20 protein-coding genes are annotated in these 22,356 nt (G+C 55.4%); 6 read left to right on the forward strand and 14 right to left on the reverse strand.

What is annotated here, in order from left to right; all coding sequences use genetic code 11:
- Nucleotides 1-73: 73 nt before the first annotated feature.
- The 3 genes from rsuA to HX778_RS00795 all read left to right on the forward strand — a co-directional run bounded on the left by rsuA (nt 74) and on the right by HX778_RS00795 (nt 2,669).
- Nucleotides 74-775 (forward strand): 16S rRNA pseudouridine(516) synthase RsuA, encoded by a 702-nt coding sequence (gene rsuA / locus HX778_RS00785; RefSeq protein ID WP_038481004.1) that lies wholly within the window; start codon nt 74-76, stop codon nt 773-775.
- A 15-nt stretch (nt 776-790) separates the two neighbouring features.
- On the forward strand, nt 791-1,987 hold the full coding sequence (locus HX778_RS00790; protein WP_038481007.1) for a Bcr/CflA family multidrug efflux MFS transporter: 1,197 nt from the start codon (nt 791-793) through the stop codon (nt 1,985-1,987).
- Between the two features lie 337 nt (nt 1,988-2,324).
- Nucleotides 2,325-2,669, forward strand: a complete 345-nt coding sequence (locus HX778_RS00795; RefSeq protein ID WP_176981072.1) for a YejG family protein — start codon at nt 2,325-2,327, stop codon at nt 2,667-2,669.
- A gap of 2 nt (nt 2,670-2,671) precedes the next feature.
- Here the strand turns inward: HX778_RS00795 and yejF are convergent, their stop codons facing one another.
- The 13 genes from yejF to HX778_RS00860 all read right to left on the reverse strand — a co-directional run bounded on the left by yejF (nt 2,672) and on the right by HX778_RS00860 (nt 18,328).
- Nucleotides 2,672-4,261: a microcin C ABC transporter ATP-binding protein YejF gene (gene yejF, locus HX778_RS00800; protein ID WP_176981073.1), complete on the reverse strand. Its 1,590-nt coding sequence runs from the start codon at nt 4,259-4,261 to the stop codon at nt 2,672-2,674.
- A 2-nt stretch (nt 4,262-4,263) separates the two neighbouring features.
- Nucleotides 4,264-5,289: a microcin C ABC transporter permease gene (locus HX778_RS00805; RefSeq protein WP_038481013.1), complete on the reverse strand. Its 1,026-nt coding sequence runs from the start codon at nt 5,287-5,289 to the stop codon at nt 4,264-4,266.
- Nucleotides 5,286-6,383 carry a microcin C ABC transporter permease YejB gene (locus HX778_RS00810; RefSeq protein ID WP_176981074.1) on the reverse strand — a complete coding sequence of 366 codons (1,098 nt, stop codon included), beginning with the start codon at nt 6,381-6,383 and terminating at the stop codon, nt 5,286-5,288. The genes HX778_RS00805 and HX778_RS00810 overlap by 4 nt, the downstream gene beginning before the upstream one ends.
- A 1-nt stretch (nt 6,384) precedes the next feature.
- Nucleotides 6,385-8,184, reverse strand: a complete 1,800-nt coding sequence (locus tag HX778_RS00815; protein WP_255483308.1) for an extracellular solute-binding protein — start codon at nt 8,182-8,184, stop codon at nt 6,385-6,387.
- A gap of 132 nt (nt 8,185-8,316) precedes the next feature.
- On the reverse strand, nt 8,317-9,897 hold the full coding sequence (locus HX778_RS00820) for a cyclic di-GMP phosphodiesterase (protein ID WP_176981076.1): 1,581 nt from the start codon (nt 9,895-9,897) through the stop codon (nt 8,317-8,319).
- Nucleotides 9,898-10,147: 250 nt separating this feature from the next.
- Nucleotides 10,148-10,714, reverse strand: coding sequence for a bifunctional murein DD-endopeptidase/murein LD-carboxypeptidase (gene mepS, locus HX778_RS00825; RefSeq protein ID WP_038481023.1), 567 nt, complete (start codon nt 10,712-10,714; stop codon nt 10,148-10,150).
- Nucleotides 10,715-11,134: 420 nt separating this feature from the next.
- Entirely contained in the window at nt 11,135-11,839 is a 705-nt protein-coding gene (locus HX778_RS00830; protein WP_176981077.1) for a phosphatase PAP2 family protein, read from the reverse strand.
- Between the two features lie 45 nt (nt 11,840-11,884).
- Entirely contained in the window at nt 11,885-12,862 is a 978-nt protein-coding gene (locus HX778_RS00835) for a GTP-binding protein (protein ID WP_176981078.1), read from the reverse strand.
- 150 nt (nt 12,863-13,012) lie between these two features.
- Nucleotides 13,013-14,479 (reverse strand): mannitol dehydrogenase family protein, encoded by a 1,467-nt coding sequence (locus tag HX778_RS00840; RefSeq protein ID WP_176981079.1) that lies wholly within the window; start codon nt 14,477-14,479, stop codon nt 13,013-13,015.
- A gap of 191 nt (nt 14,480-14,670) precedes the next feature.
- Nucleotides 14,671-15,243, reverse strand: a complete 573-nt coding sequence (gene yeiP, locus HX778_RS00845) for an elongation factor P-like protein YeiP (RefSeq protein WP_008459912.1) — start codon at nt 15,241-15,243, stop codon at nt 14,671-14,673.
- Nucleotides 15,244-15,406: 163 nt separating this feature from the next.
- The gene (locus HX778_RS00850) at nt 15,407-15,667 is read right to left on the reverse strand and encodes a DUF2534 family protein (RefSeq protein ID WP_038481034.1); all 261 of its coding nucleotides are present in this window, start codon (nt 15,665-15,667) and stop codon (nt 15,407-15,409) included.
- A 61-nt stretch (nt 15,668-15,728) separates the two neighbouring features.
- On the reverse strand, nt 15,729-17,777 hold the full coding sequence (locus tag HX778_RS00855) for a TonB-dependent copper receptor (RefSeq protein WP_176981086.1): 2,049 nt from the start codon (nt 17,775-17,777) through the stop codon (nt 15,729-15,731).
- Between the two features lie 110 nt (nt 17,778-17,887).
- Entirely contained in the window at nt 17,888-18,328 is a 441-nt protein-coding gene (locus HX778_RS00860) for a DUF2946 domain-containing protein (protein WP_038481040.1), read from the reverse strand.
- Nucleotides 18,329-18,461: 133 nt separating this feature from the next.
- Here HX778_RS00860 and HX778_RS00865 point away from each other — a divergent pair, with 133 nt between their 5' ends.
- Nucleotides 18,462-18,716: a YkgJ family cysteine cluster protein gene (locus HX778_RS00865; protein ID WP_038481043.1), complete on the forward strand. Its 255-nt coding sequence runs from the start codon at nt 18,462-18,464 to the stop codon at nt 18,714-18,716.
- Here HX778_RS00865 and setB read toward each other — a convergent pair.
- On the reverse strand, nt 18,713-19,897 hold the full coding sequence (gene setB / locus HX778_RS00870; protein ID WP_176981080.1) for a sugar efflux transporter SetB: 1,185 nt from the start codon (nt 19,895-19,897) through the stop codon (nt 18,713-18,715). The two genes, HX778_RS00865 and setB, sit on opposite strands and share 4 nt — an antisense overlap.
- Nucleotides 19,898-20,284: 387 nt before the next feature.
- On the opposite strand from setB, the gene fruB reads away from it, so the two are divergent.
- Nucleotides 20,285-21,415: a fused PTS fructose transporter subunit IIA/HPr protein gene (gene fruB / locus HX778_RS00875; protein WP_176981081.1), complete on the forward strand. Its 1,131-nt coding sequence runs from the start codon at nt 20,285-20,287 to the stop codon at nt 21,413-21,415.
- Nucleotides 21,415-22,353: a 1-phosphofructokinase gene (fruK, locus tag HX778_RS00880; RefSeq protein ID WP_038481053.1), complete on the forward strand. Its 939-nt coding sequence runs from the start codon at nt 21,415-21,417 to the stop codon at nt 22,351-22,353. The genes fruB and fruK overlap by 1 nt, the downstream gene beginning before the upstream one ends.
- The last annotated feature ends 3 nt before the right edge of the window (nt 22,354-22,356 follow it).

Genomic DNA, 22,356 nt, shown 5'->3' on the forward strand with positions numbered 1-22,356 from the left:
TCACCTGAATTTGGGCTTCAGTCCCGGCCGCAATCTCGCTTGTCGGCACCTTCATGAAACAGGCAATACACTAATGCGACTCGATAAATTTATCTCTCAGCAGCTCGGCGTCAGCCGTGCTATCTCTGGCCGCGAAATCCGCGCTAGCCGCGTCACCATTGACGATGAAGTGGTGCGTGACGCCTCTTTTAAACTGCTGCCGGAACACCAGGTGGCGTTTGATGGCAACCCGCTGACCCAGCAAAATGGCCCACGCTATTTCATGCTTAATAAGCCGCAGGGCTACGTTTGCTCGACCGATGACCCGGATCATCCGACGGTGCTTTACTTCCTGGACGTGCCGGTGGCGCACAAGCTGCATGCTGCGGGTCGCCTTGATATCGACACCACCGGTCTGGTGCTGATGACGGACGACGGCCAGTGGTCGCACCGCATTACTTCTCCGCGCCATCATTGCGAAAAAACCTATCTTGTGACGCTGGAATCGCCGGTAGAAGAGGGCACGGCGGAACACTTCGCGAAAGGCGTTCAGCTGCATAATGAGAAAGATCTCACCAAACCTGCCGTGCTGGAAGTGATTACCCCCACGGAAGTGCGCCTGACCATCAGCGAAGGTCGCTACCACCAGGTCAAACGCATGTTCGCGGCGGTCGGTAACCGCGTTGTTGGCCTGCACCGCGAGCGTATTGGTGAAATCGCACTGGATCCTGAGCTGGCCCCCGGTGAGTACCGCCCGTTAACCGAACAGGAAATTGCCAGCGTCGGCATGCCCTAATCTCCGGAGTGACTTTTGAGCCGTAAACAGAACTCTTCTGTCGGTATTATCGTAATCCTTGGCCTGCTGGCGATGCTGATGCCGCTGTCCATCGATATGTATCTGCCGGCGTTGCCGATGATTGCCCAGGGCTTTAATGTGCCGGCGGGCAGCGCGCAAATGACCCTCAGTACCTATATTCTGGGCTTTGCAATCGGGCAGATCTTCTATGGGCCGATGGCCGATAGCCTGGGGCGTAAGCCGGTGGTGCTGGGTGGCACGCTGATATTTGCCCTCGCGGCTATCGCCTGCGCGCTTTCACAGACCATCGAGCAGCTGATTTGGATGCGTTTTCTGCATGGCCTCGCGGCCGCGGCGGCGAGCGTGGTCATCAATGCCCTGATGCGCGATATCTATCCGAAAGAAGAGTTCTCCCGGATGATGTCCTTCGTGATGCTGATAACCACCATTGCGCCGCTAGTCGCGCCTATGGTCGGGGGAGCGGTGCTGGTGTGGTTTAGCTGGCATGTTATCTTCTGGATTCTGGCCGCCGCCGCGCTGCTGGCCTCAGCGATGATTTTCTTCTTTATTCACGAAACGTTGGCCCCTGAGATGCGGCAGAAATTTAATCTGCGCACTACGGTCGGGAATTTCGCCACGCTGTTCCGCCATAAGCGCGTGCTCAGCTATATGCTGGCCAGCGGCTTCAGCTTCGCCGGTATGTTCTCGTTTCTTAGCGCGGGGCCGTTCGTTTACATCGAACTCAACCACGTTTCGCCCCAGCATTTTGGCTACTACTTTGCGCTGAACGTGGTGTTCCTGTTCATCATGACCATGATCAACAGCCGCTTTGTGCGCAGGGTTGGGGCGATCAACATGTTTCGGACCGGGCTTTGCATCCAGTTTGCGATGGCGGTATGGCTGGTGGTGAGCAGCCAGCTGGACTTCGGCTTCTGGGCGATGGTGCTTGGCGTGGCGATATTTATCAGCTGCGTGTCGCTGGTTTCCTCCAACGCCATGGCGGTGATTCTGGACGAGTTCCCGCACATGGCCGGGACTGCGTCTTCGTTGGCCGGCACCTTCCGCTTTGGTATTGGCGCGCTAACCGGGGCTTTACTCTCGGTGGCAACCTTTAACACCGCCTGGCCGATGATCTGGTCCATTGCTATCTGTGCGACAGCCTCGGTGGTGTTCTACTTTTACGCCAGCAAAGCCCGCCACAAAAAGGCCTGAAAACGCGCGGGTGTTTCGGTTCAGAAACGCCCGTGTTCTTCGCTAAAACTCCGCCATTACGTCCGTCGATACAGGATATATGTTTCGCATATGTAAAACGCTCAACTGTAAAAAGTCACAACTTTGTAGTTAAAAAGGTTGAGTTAGATCTCAGAAAGCGATACATATAGCGCCGAAACGCGTGCTGTAGCACAAAAATAAAGCGTTAGTAATGAAATTACTACAGTGGATGTAAGTCAGTTTCGTACTCGTTTAAACGCAATTTATCAACATTGTGTTAACCTTTATGCAAACTGTTTGAGATATATTGCCGATTGGAACTTCCGGGGAAATGAAATTGAACACCATACAACTGTCCATCGTGCACCGCCTGCCGCAGAGCTATCGCTGGTTGACGGGTTTTGCAGGCTCCAAAGTTGAACCGATTCCGCAAAACGGCCCACAAGACGACGGTTGCCTGATTGGCCTCAAGCTGCTGAGCCCGGATGGGGAAAAGGCGTGGCCGATCATGGATACGCTTAGCCAGGCATTAAGCGATATTGAAGTCGACAGTTCGGTGGTCGAGTGCGAAGGCGAGCCGTGCCTGTTTGTTAATCTTCAGGATGAGCTGGCAGCAACCTGCCGCCTGAAAAACGTTGGCGTGGCCATTGCCGAACCTTTTTCCAGCAATAACCCTTTCTGATCTCAGGCGAGTGCCAGAAGCTGACGCGTGTAGTCGCTTTGCGGGGCGCTAAAGATCTGCCTGCAGTCTCCCTGTTCGACAACTTCCCCCTGATGCAGCACTACCATCTGGTGGCAAAGCGCTTTGACCACCTGCAAATCATGGCTGATGAAGATATACGCCAGCCGGTGCTTTTCCTGCAGTGATTTTAACAGCGCCAGAATTTGCGCCTGAACCGAGCGGTCCAGCGAGGACGTCGGCTCATCCAGCACGATAAGCTGCGGCTGCAAAATTAAAGCCCTGGCAATAGCGATGCGCTGACGCTGGCCGCCGGAAAACTCAGCCGGGTAGCGGTGCAGCATATCCGCCTGCAGGCCAACTTCCTCCAGAGCCTGAATCACTTTAGCCTCACGTTCGGCGGCGTTTAGCGATGGATGATGCACCCGCAGGCCTTCCTCAACGATTTGCAACACGTCGAGGCGTGGGTTCAGCGAAGAATTAGGGTCCTGGAAAACCACCTGAACGCGGTGGCGCAGCGGCAGCAGCTGTTTGCGCTTAAGCTCATGCAGAGGCTGGCCGTCAAACCAGATAGCGCCGGTGGAATGAATTAATCGCAGCAGCGCCAGCCCGGTGGTGCTTTTACCCGAACCTGATTCGCCAACCAGGCCCAGGCTTTCGCCGGGCCGCAGCTCGAAGCTCAGCTTTTTAAGGCCATAATGGTGGCCCACCGTTCTTTTCAACAGCCCCCGACGAATGGGGAAAGCGACCTGCAGATCCTCAACCTTGAGCAAAGGAGCAACGCCCTTTTGAAGCGGCACCGGCTCCCCTGAAGGCTCTGCGTTCAGCAGTTGCCGGGTATAGGGATGCTGAGGGTTGTTAAATAGCCGGGCGGCAGGCTGCTGTTCAACGCACTGACCGTGACGCATGACCGCCACGTTATCAGCCAGCTTTTTCACAATGCTCAGGTTATGCGTGATAAACAGCAGCCCCATGTTCAGCTCCTGCTTCAGCTCTTGCAGCAGCTGCAGGATCTGCGCCTGAACGGAAACGTCCAGCGCGGTTGTCGGCTCATCGGCAATCAGCAATTCAGGTCGCGTCAGCAGCGCCATGGCAATCATCACGCGCTGGCGTTCCCCGCCGGACAGCAGGTGAGGGTAGTCATTCAGCCGGGCCGCAGGGGTGCGGATCCCCACGCGATCGAGACAGGTAAGAATCTCCGCCCGCGCCGCCTCCGGCCGCATTCCCCGGTGCAAAGAGAGCACTTCATAAAGCTGTTTTTCGATAGTGTGCAGCGGGTTTAATGACACCATCGGTTCCTGAAAAATCATCGCAATTTTGTTGCCGCGCACGCCGCGCAGCGCTCTTTCTGGCGCGTTTAGCAGGTCCGTACCGTGAAACAAAATCTCTCCCGAAGGATAAACCACGGGCGGTGACGGCAGCAACCGCAGCACGGAGAGCGCCGTCACGCTCTTCCCCGACCCGGACTCGCCGACCAGCGCCAGCGTCTCGCCTGCTTCAACCTGAAGAGAAACCGAGTCCACCACCTGATGCAGCGTTTTACCTTGCTGAAAAGCAATAGAAAGATGGTTGATGGCGAGTAGCGGAGTCGTCATGGTCAGCGCGCCTTAGAAGGATCAAAGGCGTCACGGACCGCTTCGCCAATAAAAATTAACAGGGAGAGCAAGATCGCCAGAGATAGAAAGGCGGAAATGCCCAACCACGGTGCCTGCAGGTTGTTTTTCCCCTGCAGTACCAGTTCGCCAAGCGAAGGTGAGCCAAGCGGCAGACCAAAACCGAGGAAGTCGAGTGAGGTCAGGGTCGTTATCGAAGCGCACAGAATAAAGGGCAGGAAGGTCAGGGTGGCGACCATGGCGTTAGGTAACATATGGCGGGTCATGATTGACCAGTCGCCGACGCCCATCGCCCGCGCAGCGCGAATATAGTCGAAATTGCGGGTGCGCAAAAACTCTGCCCGCACGACGCCGACCAGCCCCATCCAGCCAAATAATACGGTGATGCCCAGCAGCCACCAAAAGTTAGGCTGCACCACGCTCGACAGCATGATTATCAAAAATAGCGTTGGCATCCCCGACCAGACTTCTATCAAGCGTTGCCCCCACAGGTCGACGCGCCCGCCGTAATAGCCCTGCACCGCGCCTGCCAGAACGCCAATAATGCTGGAGAAAAAGGTCAGCATCAGGCCGAAGAGCACGGAAATGCGGGTTCCGTAAAGTATTCTCGCCAGCACGTCGCTGCCGTTGGCATCGGTGCCGAGCCAGTTTTGCGCGCTGGGTGGCGAAGGGAACGGCACGTTGCTGGCGTAGTTAATGGTGTTGCTGCTAAAGCGTATCGGCGCCCAGAGGATCCAGCCTTTGTCGCTCAGGCGCGCGGTTAACCAGGGGTCCTGGTAGTCGGCGGGGGTGGCAAGCGGGCCGCCAAAATCGCTTTCGCTGTAGTTTTTTATCGACGGGAACCAGAGCTTGCCTTCGTAATGCACCAGCAGCGGACGATCGTTGGCGACCAGCTCTGAACCCATGCTCAAAATAAAGATAAGGGCAAAGATCCACAGCGACCAGTAGCCACGGCGGTTCTGTCGAAAACGCGTCCAGCGCGCCTGGTTTACCGGGCTTAGTCGGCTCATCCTCGGCCCTCAAAATCAATGCGGGGATCGACCAGCGTATAGGTGACATCGCTGATGATGTTGGTCAGCAGGCCAATCAAGCTAAAAATATACAGCGTGCCGAAAATCACCGGATAGTCGCGTGAAATCGTCGCCTCGTAGCCAAGCAGGCCCAGGCCGTTAAGAGAGAACATCACTTCAATAAGCAGCGATCCGGTGAAGAACATGCTGATAAACGTTGCCGGAAAACCAGCGATCACCAGCAGCATCGCGTTACGAAAGACGTGGCGATACAGAATTTTCTTCTCATCCAGCCCCTTAGCCCGCGCGGTCACCACGTACTGTTTACGAATCTCATCGAGGAAGGAATTTTTCGTCAGCATGGTCAGCGTGGCGAAGCCGCCGATAACCGTTGCCAGCACCGGTAGCGCGATGTGCCACAGATAATCGGTGATTTTGCTGTACCAGGGCAGGGCGTCAAAATTGGCCGACGTCAGCCCTCGCAGAGGGAACCAGTCGAGATAAGTCCCGCCGGCAAACAGCACAATCAGCAGGATGGCAAACAAAAACGCCGGGATGGCATAGCCGATGATGATAAAAATGCTGCTCCAGATATCAAAGCTGCTGCCGTTGCTCACCGCCTTGCGGATCCCAAGCGGAATTGACACCAGATAGATGATCAGCGTGCTCCACAGCCCGATGGAAATGGATACGGGCAGGCTGTCTTTAATCAGCTTGATCACCGAAGAGCTACGGAACAGGCTATTACCAAAGTCAAAGCGTAAATAGTCGCCCAGCATAGTGAAATAACGCTCGTGCAGCGGCTTGTCGAACCCATAGCGATGCACAATCTCTGCGATGACTTCAGGGTCGAGTCCACGGCCACCCCGGTACTGGCTGCTGGTAACATCCCCCACGCCGGTTCGGGCATGGCTGCCGCCCATTGCATCGTTACTCACGCCCGGCATGCCGCTGCTGTGGCCCATCTGTATGGCCGCAATAGCCTGATCTACCGGCCCGCCAGGCGCGATTTGCACGATGAAAAAGTTGATGGTGATTATCGCCCACAGGGTGGGAATGATGAGCAGCAGACGTCGGAGAATATAAGCGCCCACGTTAGTCCCCCTGGCGCCGGTCGGCAGGCAGCTTCGCCGCTTTGTTTACGTCATACCACCAGTTATCAAAGCCGTTGTTATACATTGGGCGGATGGCCGGGCGGGAGAATTTATTCCACCAGGCTAAACGGTCGGCTGACGTATACCACATCGGCAGCATGTAGTTGTTCCAGGTCAGCACGCGGTCAAGGGCACGGCCCAGCGGCAGCAGTTTTTTCTTATCGCCCTGGCTGGCGATAATCATCTCGATAAGCTTGTCGATAACCGGGCTTTGCACGCCGGGTGCGTTATAGCTCGAATTGATGTACTCCGATGCCCAGATGATTTGTAAATCCGGGCTTGGGTAAGGCATCGCGCTGTAAACCCGAGGCATCATGTCGTAATCACGGCTGCGCAGGCGGCTGGAGAGCTGCGAGTTATCCACCTGGCGGATGTTCATGGTAATGCCCAGGCGCTGCAAGTTGCGCTGGAAGGGGAGGATCCACTGCGTATTGCCTGCCGTGCCGGCCAGCAGTTCAAAAACAAACGGCTTGCCGGTGCTCACACTCACCAGCTTCTGGTCTTTTAACTCCCAACCCGCTTCTTTAAGCAGGCTGAGCGCCTTAAGCAGGTTATCCCGGTCAAACCCACGGCCGTCTGATTTAGGCGGGTTGTAGATTGAGGTGAAGACCTCCGGCGGGAGATCTTTTTTCATCGGCGCCAGCAGCATCAGTTCGTCGGCGTCCGGATAGCCGCGTGCGGCGTATTCGGTATTCTGGAAGTAGCTGTTGGCCCGACTATAGGCGCCATAAAACAGCGCTTTGTTCATCCATTCAAAATCAAACGCCAGGCCGATAGCTTCCCTTACCCGACGGTCGCTAAAAATGGGGCGCTGGATGTTAAATGCCAGCCAGCGGGTGTCCTGGGCGGATTCGTTTTTCTGTTCATCTTTAACGATGAAGTGGTTGCTGAAGTTTTTACCTGTATAGCGCGTGGCCCAGTTCTTGGCAGAAACTTCGCTGCGAAAATCAAAAGCTCCGGCCTTGAAGGCCTCGAAGGCAACGTCATCATCAAGATAATAGTCGTAGCGGATGGTATTAAAGTTCCAACGCCCCCGGTTCACTGGCAGATTTGCTGCCCAATAGTCACGGACTCGCGACCAGGTGATGTATTGACCCATTTTCCAGTCGGTGATTTTGTACGGTCCGCTGGAAGGCGGAGGGGAAGAAAGTGGGTCGCTTAGTTTGTGATCTTTCCAGAACTTTTCCGGGAATACTGGCAGTGAGAACAAGCCCAGCATTCTGTCTTTGCTCGGCGTGGCAAGCTCGATGCGCACGGTCAGCGGAGCAATCGCTCGTACCGTCGCCCCTTTGTATATCAGCCGGAACTGCGGCACGCCTTCGGTCATGAATTTATTGAAGGTGAACGCGACGTCCTGCGCGGTAATCGGGCTGCCGTCCTGGTAACGGGCGCGGGGATTGATTGAGATTTCAGCCCAGGCAAAGTTGGACGGATAGCGGGCCATCTCGGCAATCAGCGGGTAATAACTGCCGGGTTCATCATCGGAGGTAGTAAACAGCGTGTCGTACAGCGCATCGGTGCGGATACCGGGGTTACCTCGCATGGCGAAGCGGTTGAAGTTATCAAAGGTGCCAATGGCCGAAAGCGTAATATTACCGCCTTTTGGGGCCGCTGGATTAACGTAATCGAACTGAGTGAAGTTGACGGCGTATTTAGGTTCGCCCAGCACGGCAAAGGCATAACTTTCGTTTATCTCTGCGGCGCACGGCATCAGGGAAAACGTGCTCAGGCAAAGCAGCATCAGTGCACGTACAGCTCTCGTCATCTTCATTCCTTGCCTGGTGGATGGCAGACCGCAGGCGTCGCGCTCCTGCGCCCGGTAAGCCCATGATGGTTAATCATAAGTTAGCCGGCGAAGATTGTGCAATGTCTGTCAGTCTTTCAGTTCGTCATAAAGCGTGTGGGACGGGTTCCAGCTGGCGAGCTGGCTTAGGGTCAGCGGGCGGCTGAAGTAATAGCCCTGCAGGAAGTTACAGCCACGCTCAATAAGCCATTTTGCCTGCTCCGGCGTTTCCACGCCTTCCGCGACCGTATTCATGTTCAGCCGCTGGGCGAGCGTCAGCACGGCGTCCAACACCGGAGCCGTCACCGTCTCCATGCCGATGGAGTTGACGAAGCCGCGGTCGATTTTCAGGTAATCCAGGGTAAACCGTTCCAGGTAAATCAGCGCGCTGTGGCCGGTGCCGAAGTCATCAACCGCAATTTCAAACCCTTGCTCATGCAGCCAGGCGAAAATCCCCATCGCCTCTTTTTCTTTCAGCATATCGCGTTCGGTTATCTCGAAAACCAGCTGGAAATGGTGCGGCGGCATAGAAGCGGCAAATGCCTGAATGTCTTGCTTAAACGTTGGCGAGTGTAGATGGCTGGGCGCAAGATTAACGCCAATTTTGGCACCGGCCGGTAAGACTTTCTGCAGTACTGGCGCATCTTTGGCTATCAGCTCAAACAGATGGCGAGTCAGCGGCACGATAAGCTGCTGGGCTTCGGCAAAGCCGATGAAAGCATCCGGAGGGATCATGCCCGCCGTCGGGTGCTCCCAGCGCATCAGCACTTCTATGCCACGCATCTGCAGCGCCTCAGAGTCGACAACGGGCTGGTAAACAACAAAGAACTGTCCGCGCTTAATGCCGGTAAGAATTTCTTTGCCGGCCCGCACCTTCACCGTAAGGAAATAACCGCACAGCGCGGTGCCAAGCAGGCCGGATAATAACCCGGCAAGGATCGCGAGCTGAATATCCTCTACCGGCCACGGAGTACCGTAAATGTAGAGTTTAATGGGGTAACCGCTGAGGATAGAAATTCTTGTGGGGGAGGGAGGGAGTTCATCGACGTTAATAACGTCCGGGGAATAGGACGTTAGCGCTTTGTTTCCCACCACCAGCGCCATCGAACTGATGTCCTGCTGCCTCGAGGTGAAGACCAGGTACGGCGTGAGGTTGACGTTTAGCGTGGTGAAGACACCGCGTCCTGAAGCCAGCGGATTCAGAAACCAGGCGGCAATCACCGGCCTGCCCGGCATCATTGGCGTGCCGTTCATGATAGCCAGGTCGATAGGTTTATTGATGTTCAGCTCGGGTTCCAGGGCATCCATCGACAGTTCCATGTCGCCGGTGGCGGAAGAGCAGTAGGCGATGCTGTTACGCACCAGCAAAAAGGCCCGCACGTTGGGATTAAAAGCCGCGCGGGAAGTGAGCTCGCCGCTGACTCTTTCGCATTCGTTCATGGTTAAAGGTTGAATGCCGTCGGCGGTGGCGTGGAGTTCTTTAAAAAAGGTATCGAGGTAGTTGCTGATGTCGCGAGCGAGAAGGTTATAAGCGGACTCACGCTTGGAATGAAGCGCCAGGCTGGTTAGCCCCCCCACAAATAATGCGGCAAACAGTCCCATCAGCAGGCTGAAGGTGACTATCTGCTTTGGGGTGCTAAAGTAGCGCGAAAAAATGTTCTTATAAGACATGGATGTATGAGTCCCGCAGGGGCAAGCGAATCATCGTTTGTTTTATGATTTTTTCTGACTATAACCCATAACCCGGAAATTGTTTAATTTGTTTCATCGGGTGACTATTTGCTGTTTCTCTCGCTGAGGAAAGAGTAACCAGCTGAATTTCAGGCATAAAAAAACGCTGCATCGGCAGCGCTTTTAACGTTGGTAGTTTTGCTGAGTAGCCAAGGGAATAACCCTCAACAAAACATATCTTTTTATGGCGTTAGCTGCGGCTCAGCACCCGGCGTGCTTCGTTGTAACGCTTCTTCCAGTAAGGTTCATCCATGCTGGAGATAACAACCCCGCTGCTGGTGGAAGCATGTACAAACTGGTTATTACCAATGTAGATGCCGACATGACGCCCGGTAGAGCCCGCGCGGAACAGCACTAAATCGCCGGTGCGTAATTTATTACGCGAAACGGATTTGCCGGATTCCTGCTGCTCGGACGTTGAACGAGGCAGCGTTAAGCCAAACTGTTCCTGAAACGTGCGCTGCACGAATGCAGAACAATCGATACCCGCTCTGCTGCTGCCGCCAAGACGGTAGCGTACACCTTTCCAGCTCGCGTATTGGTCCATAAGGCGTGACTTAACGTCTACGTTACGAACCATCTCTTCGAATTCATCCTGAGAAGCTTGCAGTAAAAAACTGTCTTTTTCACCGACTGCATGCGTCTCAGAATGCATATTTGCTGTGTTAGTCGAACTACAGGCGGAGAGCATAACTGCTACCGCAACCGCGGGGATAGCCCGCAGGATGTATCTCAAAATAGGCTGAGATCTGACCATGTTGTTTGTTTTCCCTTGATGTCCTTAACGAATAATTCGTTATACAAAAATACCAACGTGACGAGACTAATTACCTACAGGCAACGAGACAATTATTTATGCACAAAAATGTGGAACACCGCACACTTTTATTCACAGCACAAATAGCTGAGACGTAGCGAAAACTTTCCCGAGACTACCCGATAAGACCAGGCTATGCGAGCGTTTTTATTCTTATTTTTATAAGAAATTGTGATGTTTCGTCGCGAAAGGTTATTTCGAACAAATGATCGACGATGCTGCTGGTTTTATCGTCAGGTCATTCAAATTGAAGAGGATTTGGCGTGAGTAAATATTCATCTTGCCGTCATGGTGCTGAAAAAATAAGCAGGGACCTGTAGGGGACCCTGCTTATTCGCCATCGTCATAGCTTATTCGGCATCAGCGAGAAGCTTTATATTTACCCGGCAAAGTACGATTCAGTATGGAAATTAACCGGTCACTGATTGGGGTTAAAAGCACCCACGGCAGGCCCACCAGGGCGATAGAAAGTGAGCCAACGTAGACGTCGGTAAACCAGTGCGCGCCTATCATTATTCTTGGCGAAGAGAAGATAAAGAAGATAGCTGTCGCGATAAGAAATGCACGCCCGCCGAAATATCGCAGCATAAAACCGGTAAAGATAAGCAGCATCAGGCCATGATCGCCGGGGAAGCTGTCGCTCGAGGCATCTTTCGTCGGGAAGTGCAGCAGCTCGCTGACGCGATGGATATCGGTGAAGAACAGCGTCGGGCTGGCGTGAGCCACCGGGATAAGGTGGCCGAGCTGGTTAATCACCACGGCGCACAGCAGCATCACGATGCCCATCAGCACCAGGCGGCGGCGGCCAGCGCCGTCTTCACGCAGCCAGAACCAGGAGAACAGGGCGCCCATTGCGAGCAGCGAAATGCCGTCGAAAGCGCGGTTATTGGTGATAGCAATCAGCGTTAAAAATGTCTGGCTTTTGACAAGTTCATTATTAAAGAAATGGAACAGCGTGGCGTCAATGTTGAACCAAAATCCATGGTTCACGGGCAGATACCAGCTAAAGAACAGGGCAAGGCCCAGCGCGTTCAGTAACAGTAAAAGAGGGAGGCGATTAATCATGATGCAGCTTCTAAATCTCATTACGGGGGCGGAAAGGTAGTCGTATTAACTTAAACGTAAGCTCAACAGGCCGGATTGTAGAACGTTCCAGTCGGGATTATCCGGGTGTATCAATTCGATGCGGCTGTCCGGCGGCGGCGAGGATTGTGTCTCAATATGCAGGTCGTTGCCCTGACGGTTGATACGCACCAGCCCTTCAGGAATACGCAGCACGCCCTTTACCCGTTCAACCGGAGCGAGACGAGCCCACTCGAGCAGGCCGATGGTGTCGAAGACGGTTTCCTCATCGAAAATCCAGCCACAGGCGTAATATCCCTGCCCGCTGTTAACGCTCCGCCGCCAGCGCTGATGCCCCGGCAGGCTAAGCGCGGCAAGGCCGTGAGTCACCGCCTTTGCATGCTGATGTTCGGCGCTGGACGGCAGATCGCGCTGATTCAGCCGCGCCCTGTCCAGCAGTTCAATATTGATAGCGCCATTTTCTGCGTGAACCAGCGCTCGACTGTCCCCATTCGCCTGATACCAGCGCTCTAACGCGGCTTTGCTTTCCGGCGTGGCGCGATCCTGTTTATTAGCCACAATGACGTCCGCCGCGGCGAGCTGGTCGCGGAAGTTGTCATTATTCAGGGCTTTTTCATCCAGCAGCTGGCGGGCGTCCAGCAGGCAAAGCGTGGCCCGCAGGTCAATCCACGGCTGATAAACCTCCGCCTTGAGCATGTCCAGGATTTGCTTCGGGTGGCCGAGGCCGGTGGGTTCAATCAGCAGACGATCGGGTTTGCCCTGGCGCAGCAGCGTGTTCAGACCGACCTGCATCGGCAGGCCGTTAACGCAACACATACAGCCGCCGGGGATCTCTTTGAGCAGCGCTCCGCTGTCCGCCAGCAGCGCGCCGTCAATGCCGACCTCGCCAAACTCATTCACCAGCACCGCCCACTTCTCATCAACCGGCTTATTCGCCAGCAGGTGCAGGATGGTGGTGGTTTTACCGCTGCCGAGGAAGCCGGTAATTAAATTTGTTTTTGTCACAGGAACTCCGGGGGTTTATCGCGCATAAACCACGTCAATCATTAAGTCATTGTTAATTATTTACGCTGACTATCCTGACGACAACCCGGTTAAAAGAGAAGGCTTAACGCGTTTTTACCCGGAGGTAAACCACGTTAAGCGCATTGATTGTTAACTGAAGTGCAGGTTTTCGACCGCGCCGCGAGCGCCCAGGTGGGTAAGCTGTTGCCAGGCGTGCTGAACTTCATCGATAAATTTCGCGTTTTTCGGCAGGTCATCGCCAAAAATTTCATTCAGGCTGAGGAGGGCGCTTACGCGCTCACTCTCGCCGCTGTCGCTGACCAGCATCTGAATCTTCCCCAGCAGCGGATCGCGAACGTCAATAGCCTTACCCTGCTCGTCTACGCCGCTGACGTAGCGCATCCAGCCGGCAATACCGAGCGCCAGACATGACCAGTTGCTCTCGTTTTCCAGATGCCAGCGTACGCCTTCCAGCCAGCGCTGGGGCAGCTTCTGGCTACCGTCCATGGCGATTTGCCAGGTGCGGTGCCTGAGCGCCGGGTTAGCAAAGCGTACCAGCAGATTTGTGGCGTACTGATTCAGGTCGACGCCGCAAATGTTCAGCGTCACGGCCTGCTCCTGCAGCATCAGGTGCCTTGCGGCACGGGCAAAGCGTTCGTCGGCCATGCAATCATTAATATGCTGGTAGCCGGCAAGGTAGCCGAGATAAGCCAGAAACGAATGGCTGCCGTTAAGCATACGCAGCTTCATTTGTTCAAAGGGCATGACGTCTTTAACCATTTCCACGCCCGCGGCTTCCCATTCGGGGCGGCCAGCAACAAAGTCATCTTCTATTACCCATTGGATAAAAGGCTCTGCGGCAATGGCGCAGGGATCTTTTACGCCCAGAACGCTCTCGATCTCTTGCAGTGACTCTTCCGTAGCAGCCGGAACAATGCGGTCAACCATAGTGCTCGGGAAAGTGACCTCTTTGGCAATCCATTCTTCCAGCATCGCGCTTCGTTGGGCTGCCATGCCCAGCACGGCCTGACGAACCAAATGCCCGTTATGGGGAATATTGTCGCAGGACAAAACCGTAAACGGGTTTAATCCGCGTTCGCGGCGGCGGCTCAGCGCCTCAACGAGGATCCCCGGCACCGAGTGTGGTTCGTGCGGCGAGGCAAAATCGTGAATGATTCGCTCATTGGTCGTATCGAGCTTTCCGCTAGCGGGATCGATGCAGTAGCCTTTTTCGGTGACGGTCAGGGAGACAATCGCGACCTGCGGCTCGCAAAATTTCTCTATGATGGCCTCCATGCCGTCCAGTTTTGCGTTCAGGCACTCTTTTACTGCGCCAATCACCAACGCCTCGTTCCCCGTCGCGCCTTTTTCCAGCACCGTAAACAGGTGATCCTGCTGACGAAGATCGCGCATCAGGCTATCGCCGTTAAACAGGCTGATCTCGCAGATCCCCCAGTCGCCGCCAAGCTTGTTAAGAACCCGATCGGTAAGCAAGGCCTGGTGCGCACGATGGAAAGCGCCAAAACCAAAATGCACGATGCGCGTCCTGAGAGCGCCACGATCGTAGTTTGGCCGTTGAACGGTTGCGGGGAGTAAAGCGGTGGCAATGGTGTCCATAGATTGGCATCCTGGGTGAGGGAGATGGAAACCTTTGCAGTGTAAAGCTGTATGACAGGAAATGAAATTGGTCTATTAATTTAATCGTTTTTGTGTGATTCAGGTCTGATAATGAGGCGGAAAGGTTTAATTGGTATAATAACTTTGTCGGGGAGAGAGACAAAACGCTCCCGAAGGAGCGTCATCAATCATCAGTCAGCGCGGCCCATGGAGCGCTTTTCCGCGATATGAATGCGGATTTTCTCGCCGGCAACCATGTATTCCGGTACCTGAATCACCAGGCCGGTGGACAGGGTGGCAGGTTTGGTACGGGAGCTGGCGGAAGCGCCCTTGATGCCCGGTGCGGTTTCGATGATTTCCAGATCCACGGTTTGCGGCAGCTCCAGCGCCAGCAGCTGGCCGTCCCAGGTCAGAACCTGCATATCCGGCATACCGCCTTCAGGAATGAACTGCAGCTCTTCTTCAATCTGGTCTTTGGTGAAGATATACGGCGTGTAATCTTCTTTATCCATGAACACGTATTCGTTGCCGTCGATATAGGAGAAATCAACGAAACGGCGGGTCAGGGTAATAGTGTCAACGATATCATCACCCTTGAAGCGCTCTTCCACTTTCTGCCCGGTACGAACGTCGGAGAAACGCATCTTGTACAGGGTTGCTGCGCCGCGGGCGCTAGGTGCCTGGATATCAATATCTTTAACAATCAGCAACTTGCCGTTGTAATTGAGAACCATGCCTTTTTTGATTTCGTTAGCTCTTGCCATCGGTGTTTCCTGTCAAAAATTGAGATGCGAAAATATTGCGTCAAAGTACTCGTGAGGCGCGTTTCAGGCAAGTGGATTTGATAAAGAAGCATTAAAGTAAGGGGTTTAAGGCAGGCGTGCCGACAGCCTCCTGCTTTGTCGGCACGGCAGTGGCAAAGCAGGCTTAGCCGCGGCCATCCTTCGGCGCTAAGAAATAGAAAGCAAACGGCAGCGAGCACAGAATGGTGAACATAATCGTGTAGATGGCGACCCATGCACCCTGCATGATAAACATGTCCAGCGTCCATTGTTCCATCGGCCAGTTGTACTGCTCCTCCACGCCTTCAAAGGTGACCTTTGAAATCAGCGACACCACGATGGTGAAGACAATCACGACCGCGATAAGGAATTTTTTACCTTCGGGTGTACGAAGTTTTGCAAGCATATCAGCCTCCTGGCTGGTGAATGATTAAGCGTAATGGCCCCGGTGTTCGGGGCCTGGATGATTAAAACGTGACGTTCACTTTGCCCCAGACCGTCCGGCCTGGTTCATTAACCGGGGTATTGGACGAATAGCCAAAGCTGCTGTTGCCCGCCAGGTTCAGGTGCTCGCTGTAGGTTTTGTTGAACAGGTTATCGACCCCGGCGCTGAGCTTGATGGCCTTGCTAAGGCGATAGGCCGCATTGGCGGAGAAAATCGCGAAGCCGCTGCTTTTATCAAAGTCTTTCCCGACCACGTTGCCTTCGTTTAGCGCAACCCGCTGCTGGCCGCTGACCATGCGCAGCAGGCCGGTACTGCTCCAGTCTCCCTGTTCCCAGGTCAGGCCAAAGCGTGTTTCCAGCGGGGCAATTTGCGGCAGCGGTTGATGGTCGCTGGTGTTTTGCCCCCAGGCGTAGGCAAGGCTTGCGTCCGCCTTCCATGCTTCGGTCAGCGCATAGCTCATGCCCATTTCGCCGCCCATAATCGTGGCGTCAACGTTATCGGCCTGGCTCACGCGCGCGTTATCAGGGTCATAGCGGAACAGGATGAAATCATTCACCCGGCCAAGATACGCAGAAACCCAGCTATTAAAGCGCTCGCCGCTGTACTGTGCGCCAATGTCTAACTGCGTGGTTTTTTCCGTTTTCAGGTTATCGAAGACATTTTTAGAGCCATCAGGCCCGTAGGTGGGCGAGAACAGTTCCCAGTAATCCGGAAAGCGTTCGGTGTAGCCAACGCCGGCATACAGCATGACCGGGATGTCGCTGAGCGTTTGCTCATAGCGAATAAAACCTGCCGGTAATGTTTTGCTGCGCACGCTGGCGCCCACGCCCGTATCGTTATTGACGCGCGTGCGGTCGAGGCGCGTGCCGCCGATAACTTTACCGTTGGCGTCAGCATTCCAGGTTAGCTCGCTAAAGACGCCTGCGTCCTGGAAACGAGCATCTTGCTTCCAGCCGGCATCCTGCTTGCTGCGGTGGGTGCTTTGCTGGCCGTCGATGCCGCTACGCAGTTCGTAATCTGACCAGATCCAGGTGCCCATCATACGTCCGCCAATCGTGCGGCGATCGAGCTGCATCGCCATCGGCATATTCATGCTCATCGACGAACCCATATCCATGCCCATCGATGAGGCCATGTGCCCGCCAGACATCCCGCCGGACATTGTCCCCGGCGATCGTAGCGAGTAGTTATCCATGATGTGGTTGGCATAGTTGTAATAGACGTTGGTTTCGAACTTATTGAACACGTCGCCAATGTTCGATGCTTCAAAACGCGCGCCGAGGCTGTCTCGCCTGAACTGCGAGCCATCCATGCTGCGACCGGCATAGCGGGCTTCGCCGTTGCCTTTCCCGGCGGTCAGCTCAAGCAGTGTGTCCTTGTTGGGCGTCCAGCCCAGTGCCACGTCGGTGTTCCATTTATCCCACTTCGAGGCCACCCGGTTACCGTTGCCGTCTTCGTAATCACCTGAATGGGATTTATTGCCGATCAGCCTTAGATAACCGTCCTCGTTGCCGAGGCTAACGTCCGCGTTGCTGTCCCAGCGCTGATTAGAGGCGGTAAGCAGGCTGGCCGTGCCCTGAATGTCCGCTTTTTCAAAGCGCGGTGGTTCCCTGTCGAAGCGCACCGTTCCCGCCGAGTTACCCGGCCCCCAAAGTACGCTCTCAGGCCCTTTAATCAGCGTCAGAAGATCAAAGCTTTCGGGCGAAATATAAGAGCCTGGGGCGTCCATTCTGGCCGGACAGGCGCCCGGCATTTCACCATTGTTGGTCAGAATACGCAGGCGAGAGCCGAACATACCGCGAAATACCGGGTCGCCGTTGGTGCCGCCGTTGCGGATTTGCGAGAAACCTGGAATCGTCTTCAGATAGTCAGACCCGTCGCTTGCCGGAACGGGCTGGCGCGGCGTTTTTGGAGACGTCACAACCTCCAGCGGCGATGACGCCGGAGAGGTGACTATCATCACGGAGTCGTCCTGCATATCCATAGCTTCATGCGCTCCCGCCGCGATGGCCGCAGGAGAGGAGATAGCCAGCAGTATCAGCGATACCAGCGGCTTTAAATGCGTTTTCATCATTGCCTTACTGTCCTTCAGGCGTAACGTCGCCGCTCTTGATTAAAAGAGCGCGCATGAGACAACGCTTCAACGTTGCCGCCAGCGTTACGCAGTTAATTATTAGAGTGTTATGCGAAGCAAAAGGCAGCAGAGGGCGGGGCACGGGCCGGATGAGGTGACCAGGGGCGAGATAGCGTGGCGCAGCACAGGGCGAGCACCGGCGTTCGGCGCACGCCAGTCAGCAGCAACAGCAGTAAAACCGTGAGGCAGAACTGAATAAAAGGCAGGTGGATCAGCAGCTGGCAGTATCCGCAGGCGATCTCTTCCCCGGGCGACATCCCAGGGCCGGACATCAGCATATTGTGCGGCATTGAAGCTTGAGGGCACGGCTCGGGCATGGGCATGTGATGGTCCATGTCAGACATGTCCATTGTCATCATCATGCTGCTGTGTTCGCAGGCTGAATGGTGCATCAGCGATTTTGAAATAACCGGTGCAATAAACAGCATGGCAACGGCAAGCAGCGCCAGCCAGCAGGCTGTTCGGTGAAAGTGATTGCGCCGTGACAAAACGTTACCGATCCGTAGTCGTTGTGGCGCAAGTGTATCCTGGAAGGAGGAATGATGTTAAATGAATTGTTAGATTGACGCAGGCACCGGGTCTGCTATTGTCACGCACCCTCTGACGCTGGCGGAAAAATAAATGGAGTGTCGTCCTGACTGCGGCGCCTGCTGTACCGCGCCTTCAATATCAACGCCGATCCCCGGTATGCCGGAGGGGAAGCCCGCCAACACGCCCTGCGTTCAGCTGGACGAGCGCCTGCGTTGCAAACTGTTCGGTTCGCCTTTACGGCCTAAAGTTTGCGGCGGCCTCCAGCCAGCAAGGGAGATGTGCGGCACCTCTCGCCAGCAGGCAATGGCGTATCTGATTCACCTTGAAGCCGCCACGGCACCTTAAATATCTTTGATCCGTGCCATGCAATAAACGCTGATGGCTATCATCCCCAGCGCGATGAAGAAAACGCTGTGGTAGTTCCAGATCTCCGCCACAACCCCGGCAAGTGAGCCAGCAATAATCCAGCCCACGCGGGTGGTGTTGGTATACAGCGTGGTAGCCGCTCCTGCCTGCCCTGGCATGAGGTCCTGAAAATAGATCATGCCGATCCCGGCCAGAATCCCGATAAAGATGGCGTTTAACAGCTGCAGCCCAAGCAGCATATATTCGTTAGTCAGCGCCACCATCCCAATATAGAACAGCAACCCTGCCGCGACGGCGAAGCGCATCAGGAAGCGTTTACCGAAGCGTTTTGCGTAGTAGCCCGCAATCAACATGGTCGGAATTTCCAGCCCGGCGGCGGTGCCCATCATTATCCCGGCGAGCTTCTCCGGCAGATGTAACTCATTGATGATATAGAGCGGCATATTAATGATGTACAGGCTGTTGCAACCCCACATCATGGTACAGGCGGTAAACAGCAGCAGGGCATCGCGGCGGTTACGGCGCGGCGACTCCAGCGTGACCGTCGTTTTTACCGCAGGTTCTTTGCGCATGGACGGCAAAAATAGCCAGACCATCGCGCCGCAAATGACAAAGGCAAATGCGGCGCTCAGGTACATCGCTTTGAAGCCAAATCCCATCGCCAGCGCGTAGGCAATCGGCGGTCCAATGACCCAGGCAAGAGAAACCTGCGCCCGCAGGATAGAGCTGAACATCACCGCTTCGCGCCCGGTATGGTCGGCATGCTCGCGGGCTAGCGCAAACATCTGCGGGTTGGCCGTGGAGCCGAAGCTGCTGAGAAACACCCCGACGAACAGCAAAATGAAGTAGTTACGATTCCAGGCGAACAGAATACAGCCCAGCGCGCCGAGCAGGCAGCAGGCAAAAATCAGCGTTTTGCGGTCACCTTTGCGGTCAGAGCGCCCGGCTAAAAACTGGCTCACCAAAATACCTATCACCGCGCTGCCGGTGAAGAAAAAACCGACCAGCGCGGGGCGAACGTGGACTTCATCGGTCAAAAACAGGCTTAGCGTCGGCGTTTGGAGTGCGCCGGCGATGCCGGTCAAAAATGCCACAATCAAAAAGGCGCTTGAGGTGAAATCCAGGGGCTTGCGGGCTGCGGTAACGGGAGCGTTTTGCATGCTAATCGGTGACAGGAAAAAGAATGCGCGGAGTTTACGCCCGTTACCTTGAAATAAACAGATTTACCCGCCCGCTCTGCGAGACCGCCAGCACAAATCATCCACAGCGGTAGAACCCCGGCCAGGGCACGCCTGGAGTAGCTGAAGTTTGCTGATGCTGGCCGGAAATAGCCTGCCCAGGCGCTGAACTTACCGTCTGCTAAACTGAAAATGTGCTGAAGCTCTAAATTTCGCAAACAGAAATGCGAGAAATGTTGCGTGGAATGCAGCATTAGCGCAACACTCCTTGAAACGTTTCAGCGTCATCTTTTTGCATCCCGCAGCTCGAGATGGCGCATTTTTTCTCAACCAAGCTGAATCGTTTCAATTCGGCGAGAGAGGAGATCTATGTTCCAGTTATCTGTGCAGGATATTCACCCGGGCGAGTCAGCCGGGAGCAAAGAAGAGGCTATCCGCCAGGTTGCCGCTGCCCTTGTGCAGGCAGGCAACGTCGGCGAAGGCTATGTCAACGGCATGCTGGCGCGTGAGCAGCAGACGACAACCTATTTAGGCAACGGGATTGCCATCCCGCACGGCACCACCGACACGCGTGGCCTGGTGCTGAAAACCGGCGTTCAGGTTTTCCAGTTCCCGCAGGGCGTGGAGTGGGGCGAGGGCCAGACCGCCTATGTGGCGATCGGCATTGCCGCCAGCTCTGACGAGCACCTCGGACTGCTGCGTCAGCTGACCCACGTGCTGAGCGACGACGACGTGGCTGAACAGCTGAAGTCCGCAGCCAGCGCGGAAGAACTTCGTGCGCTGCTGATGGGCGAGAAACAAACTACCGCGCTGCTGCTGGATAACAGCCTGCTGGCGCTGAACGTCGACGCCAGCGACCTGATGACCCTCCAGGCGTTGAACGCCGGTCGCCTCAAGCAGGCGGGCGCGGTCGACGCGGCTTTCGTCAGCAACGTTATTGCCGGTAACCCGCTGTATCTCGGGCAGGGCATCTGGCTGAACGACAGCGCGGCAGGCAATCTGGCCAGCGCCGTCGCGGTTAGCCGCCCGGCCGCAGGCTTTGAAGCGAACGGAAACCCGGTGAATTTGCTGCTGACCGTCGCCGTTGCAGACGAGCAGCCGCTGCAGGTGCTGAACCGCCTGAGCGACATGCTGATTGGCAACCGTGCCGACAAACTGTTAAGCGCGGATGCACCGGCATTGCTGACGCTGCTGACCAGCGACGATGCTCCGGCAGAAGAGGCGCTGAGCGCTGAGTTCACCGTGCGAAATGAACATGGCCTGCACGCCCGTCCGGGTACGGCTCTGGTCAACACCATAAAACAATTCAATAGCGAAATTACCGTGACAAACCTTGATGGAACCGGCAAGCCGGCAAATGGACGTAGCCTGATGAAAGTTGTGGCGCTGGGTGTGAAAAAAGGCCATCGCCTGCGCTTCACCGCGCAGGGTCAAGATGCTGAACTGGCGCTGAAGGCGATTGGCGATGCCATCGCTGCAGGCCTTGGGGAGGGCGCGTAATGACCAGACGTGTAGCGACTATCACCCTCAACCCGGCCTATGACTTAGTGGGCTTCTGCCCGGAAATCGAGCGCGGTGAAGTCAACCTGGTTCGGACTACCGGCCTGCATGCCGCTGGCAAAGGCATTAACGTGGCCAAAGTGCTGAAAGATCTTGGCATCGACGTCACCGTGGGCGGCTTCCTGGGCAAAGATAATCAGGATGGCTTCCAGCAGCTCTTCAGCGAGCTGGGCATAGCGAACCGTTTCCAGGTCGTACAGGGCCGCACCCGCATTAACGTCAAGCTGACCGAAAAAGACGGCGAAGTGACCGACCTTAACTTCTCCGGTTTTGAAGTGACCGGTGCTGACTGGGAGCGCTTCGTTGCCGACTCCCTGAGCTGGCTGGGCCAGTTCGACATGGTCTGCGTCAGCGGCAGCCTGCCTGCGGGCGTTACTCCGGAAGCGTTCACCGACTGGATGACCCGCCTGCGCAGCCAGTGCCCTTGCATTATCTTCGACAGCAGTCGTGAAGCATTAGTTGCAGGCCTGAAAGCCGCGCCATGGCTGGTGAAGCCTAACCGCCGCGAGCTGGAGATTTGGGCCGGGCGCAAACTGCCTGAACTGAAAGACGTGATTGAGGCGGCGCATGCTTTGCGTGAGCAGGGGATTGCGCATGTGGTGATTTCTCTCGGCGCTGAAGGTGCGCTGTGGGTTAACGCCTCGGGTGAATGGATTGCCAAACCACCGACTTGTGAAGTTGTTAGTACCGTTGGCGCAGGGGATTCGATGGTCGGCGGCCTGATTTATGGCCTGCTGATGCGTGAGTCCAGTGAACACACGCTGCGCCTTGCTACCGCCGTTGCGGCCCTGGCCGTCAGCCAGAGCAATGTAGGCATTACCGATCGTACACAGCTGGCCGCTATGATGGCTCGTGTCGACCTGAAACCTTTCCACTGACAG

The sequence above is a fragment of the Cedecea sp. P7760 genome, from assembly GCF_013386425.1.
In the GTDB taxonomy this organism is placed as follows: domain Bacteria; phylum Pseudomonadota; class Gammaproteobacteria; order Enterobacterales; family Enterobacteriaceae; genus Cedecea; species Cedecea selenatireducens.

Excerpts from the sequence above, each read along its gene's own strand:
- fruB (WP_176981081.1), top strand. The coding sequence starts at position 20,285 with ATGTTCCAGTTATCTGTGCAGGATATTCACCCGGGCGAGTCAGCCGGG.
- yejF (WP_176981073.1), bottom strand. The coding sequence starts at position 4,261 with ATGACGACTCCGCTACTCGCCATCAACCATCTTTCTATTGCTTTTCAG.
- HX778_RS00830 (WP_176981077.1), bottom strand. The coding sequence starts at position 11,839 with ATGATTAATCGCCTCCCTCTTTTACTGTTACTGAACGCGCTGGGCCTT.
- rsuA (WP_038481004.1), top strand. The coding sequence starts at position 74 with ATGCGACTCGATAAATTTATCTCTCAGCAGCTCGGCGTCAGCCGTGCT.
- setB (WP_176981080.1), bottom strand. The coding sequence starts at position 19,897 with ATGCAAAACGCTCCCGTTACCGCAGCCCGCAAGCCCCTGGATTTCACC.
- HX778_RS00815 (WP_255483308.1), bottom strand. The coding sequence starts at position 8,184 with ATGCTGCTTTGCCTGAGCACGTTTTCCCTGATGCCGTGCGCCGCAGAG.
- fruK (WP_038481053.1), top strand. The coding sequence starts at position 21,415 with ATGACCAGACGTGTAGCGACTATCACCCTCAACCCGGCCTATGACTTA.
- HX778_RS00865 (WP_038481043.1), top strand. The coding sequence starts at position 18,462 with ATGGAGTGTCGTCCTGACTGCGGCGCCTGCTGTACCGCGCCTTCAATA.
- HX778_RS00855 (WP_176981086.1), bottom strand. The coding sequence starts at position 17,777 with ATGAAAACGCATTTAAAGCCGCTGGTATCGCTGATACTGCTGGCTATC.
- HX778_RS00850 (WP_038481034.1), bottom strand. The coding sequence starts at position 15,667 with ATGCTTGCAAAACTTCGTACACCCGAAGGTAAAAAATTCCTTATCGCG.
- HX778_RS00840 (WP_176981079.1), bottom strand. The coding sequence starts at position 14,479 with ATGGACACCATTGCCACCGCTTTACTCCCCGCAACCGTTCAACGGCCA.
- HX778_RS00805 (WP_038481013.1), bottom strand. The coding sequence starts at position 5,289 with ATGAGCCGACTAAGCCCGGTAAACCAGGCGCGCTGGACGCGTTTTCGA.
- mepS (WP_038481023.1), bottom strand. The coding sequence starts at position 10,714 with ATGGTCAGATCTCAGCCTATTTTGAGATACATCCTGCGGGCTATCCCC.
- HX778_RS00820 (WP_176981076.1), bottom strand. The coding sequence starts at position 9,897 with ATGTCTTATAAGAACATTTTTTCGCGCTACTTTAGCACCCCAAAGCAG.
- yeiP (WP_008459912.1), bottom strand. The coding sequence starts at position 15,243 with ATGGCAAGAGCTAACGAAATCAAAAAAGGCATGGTTCTCAATTACAAC.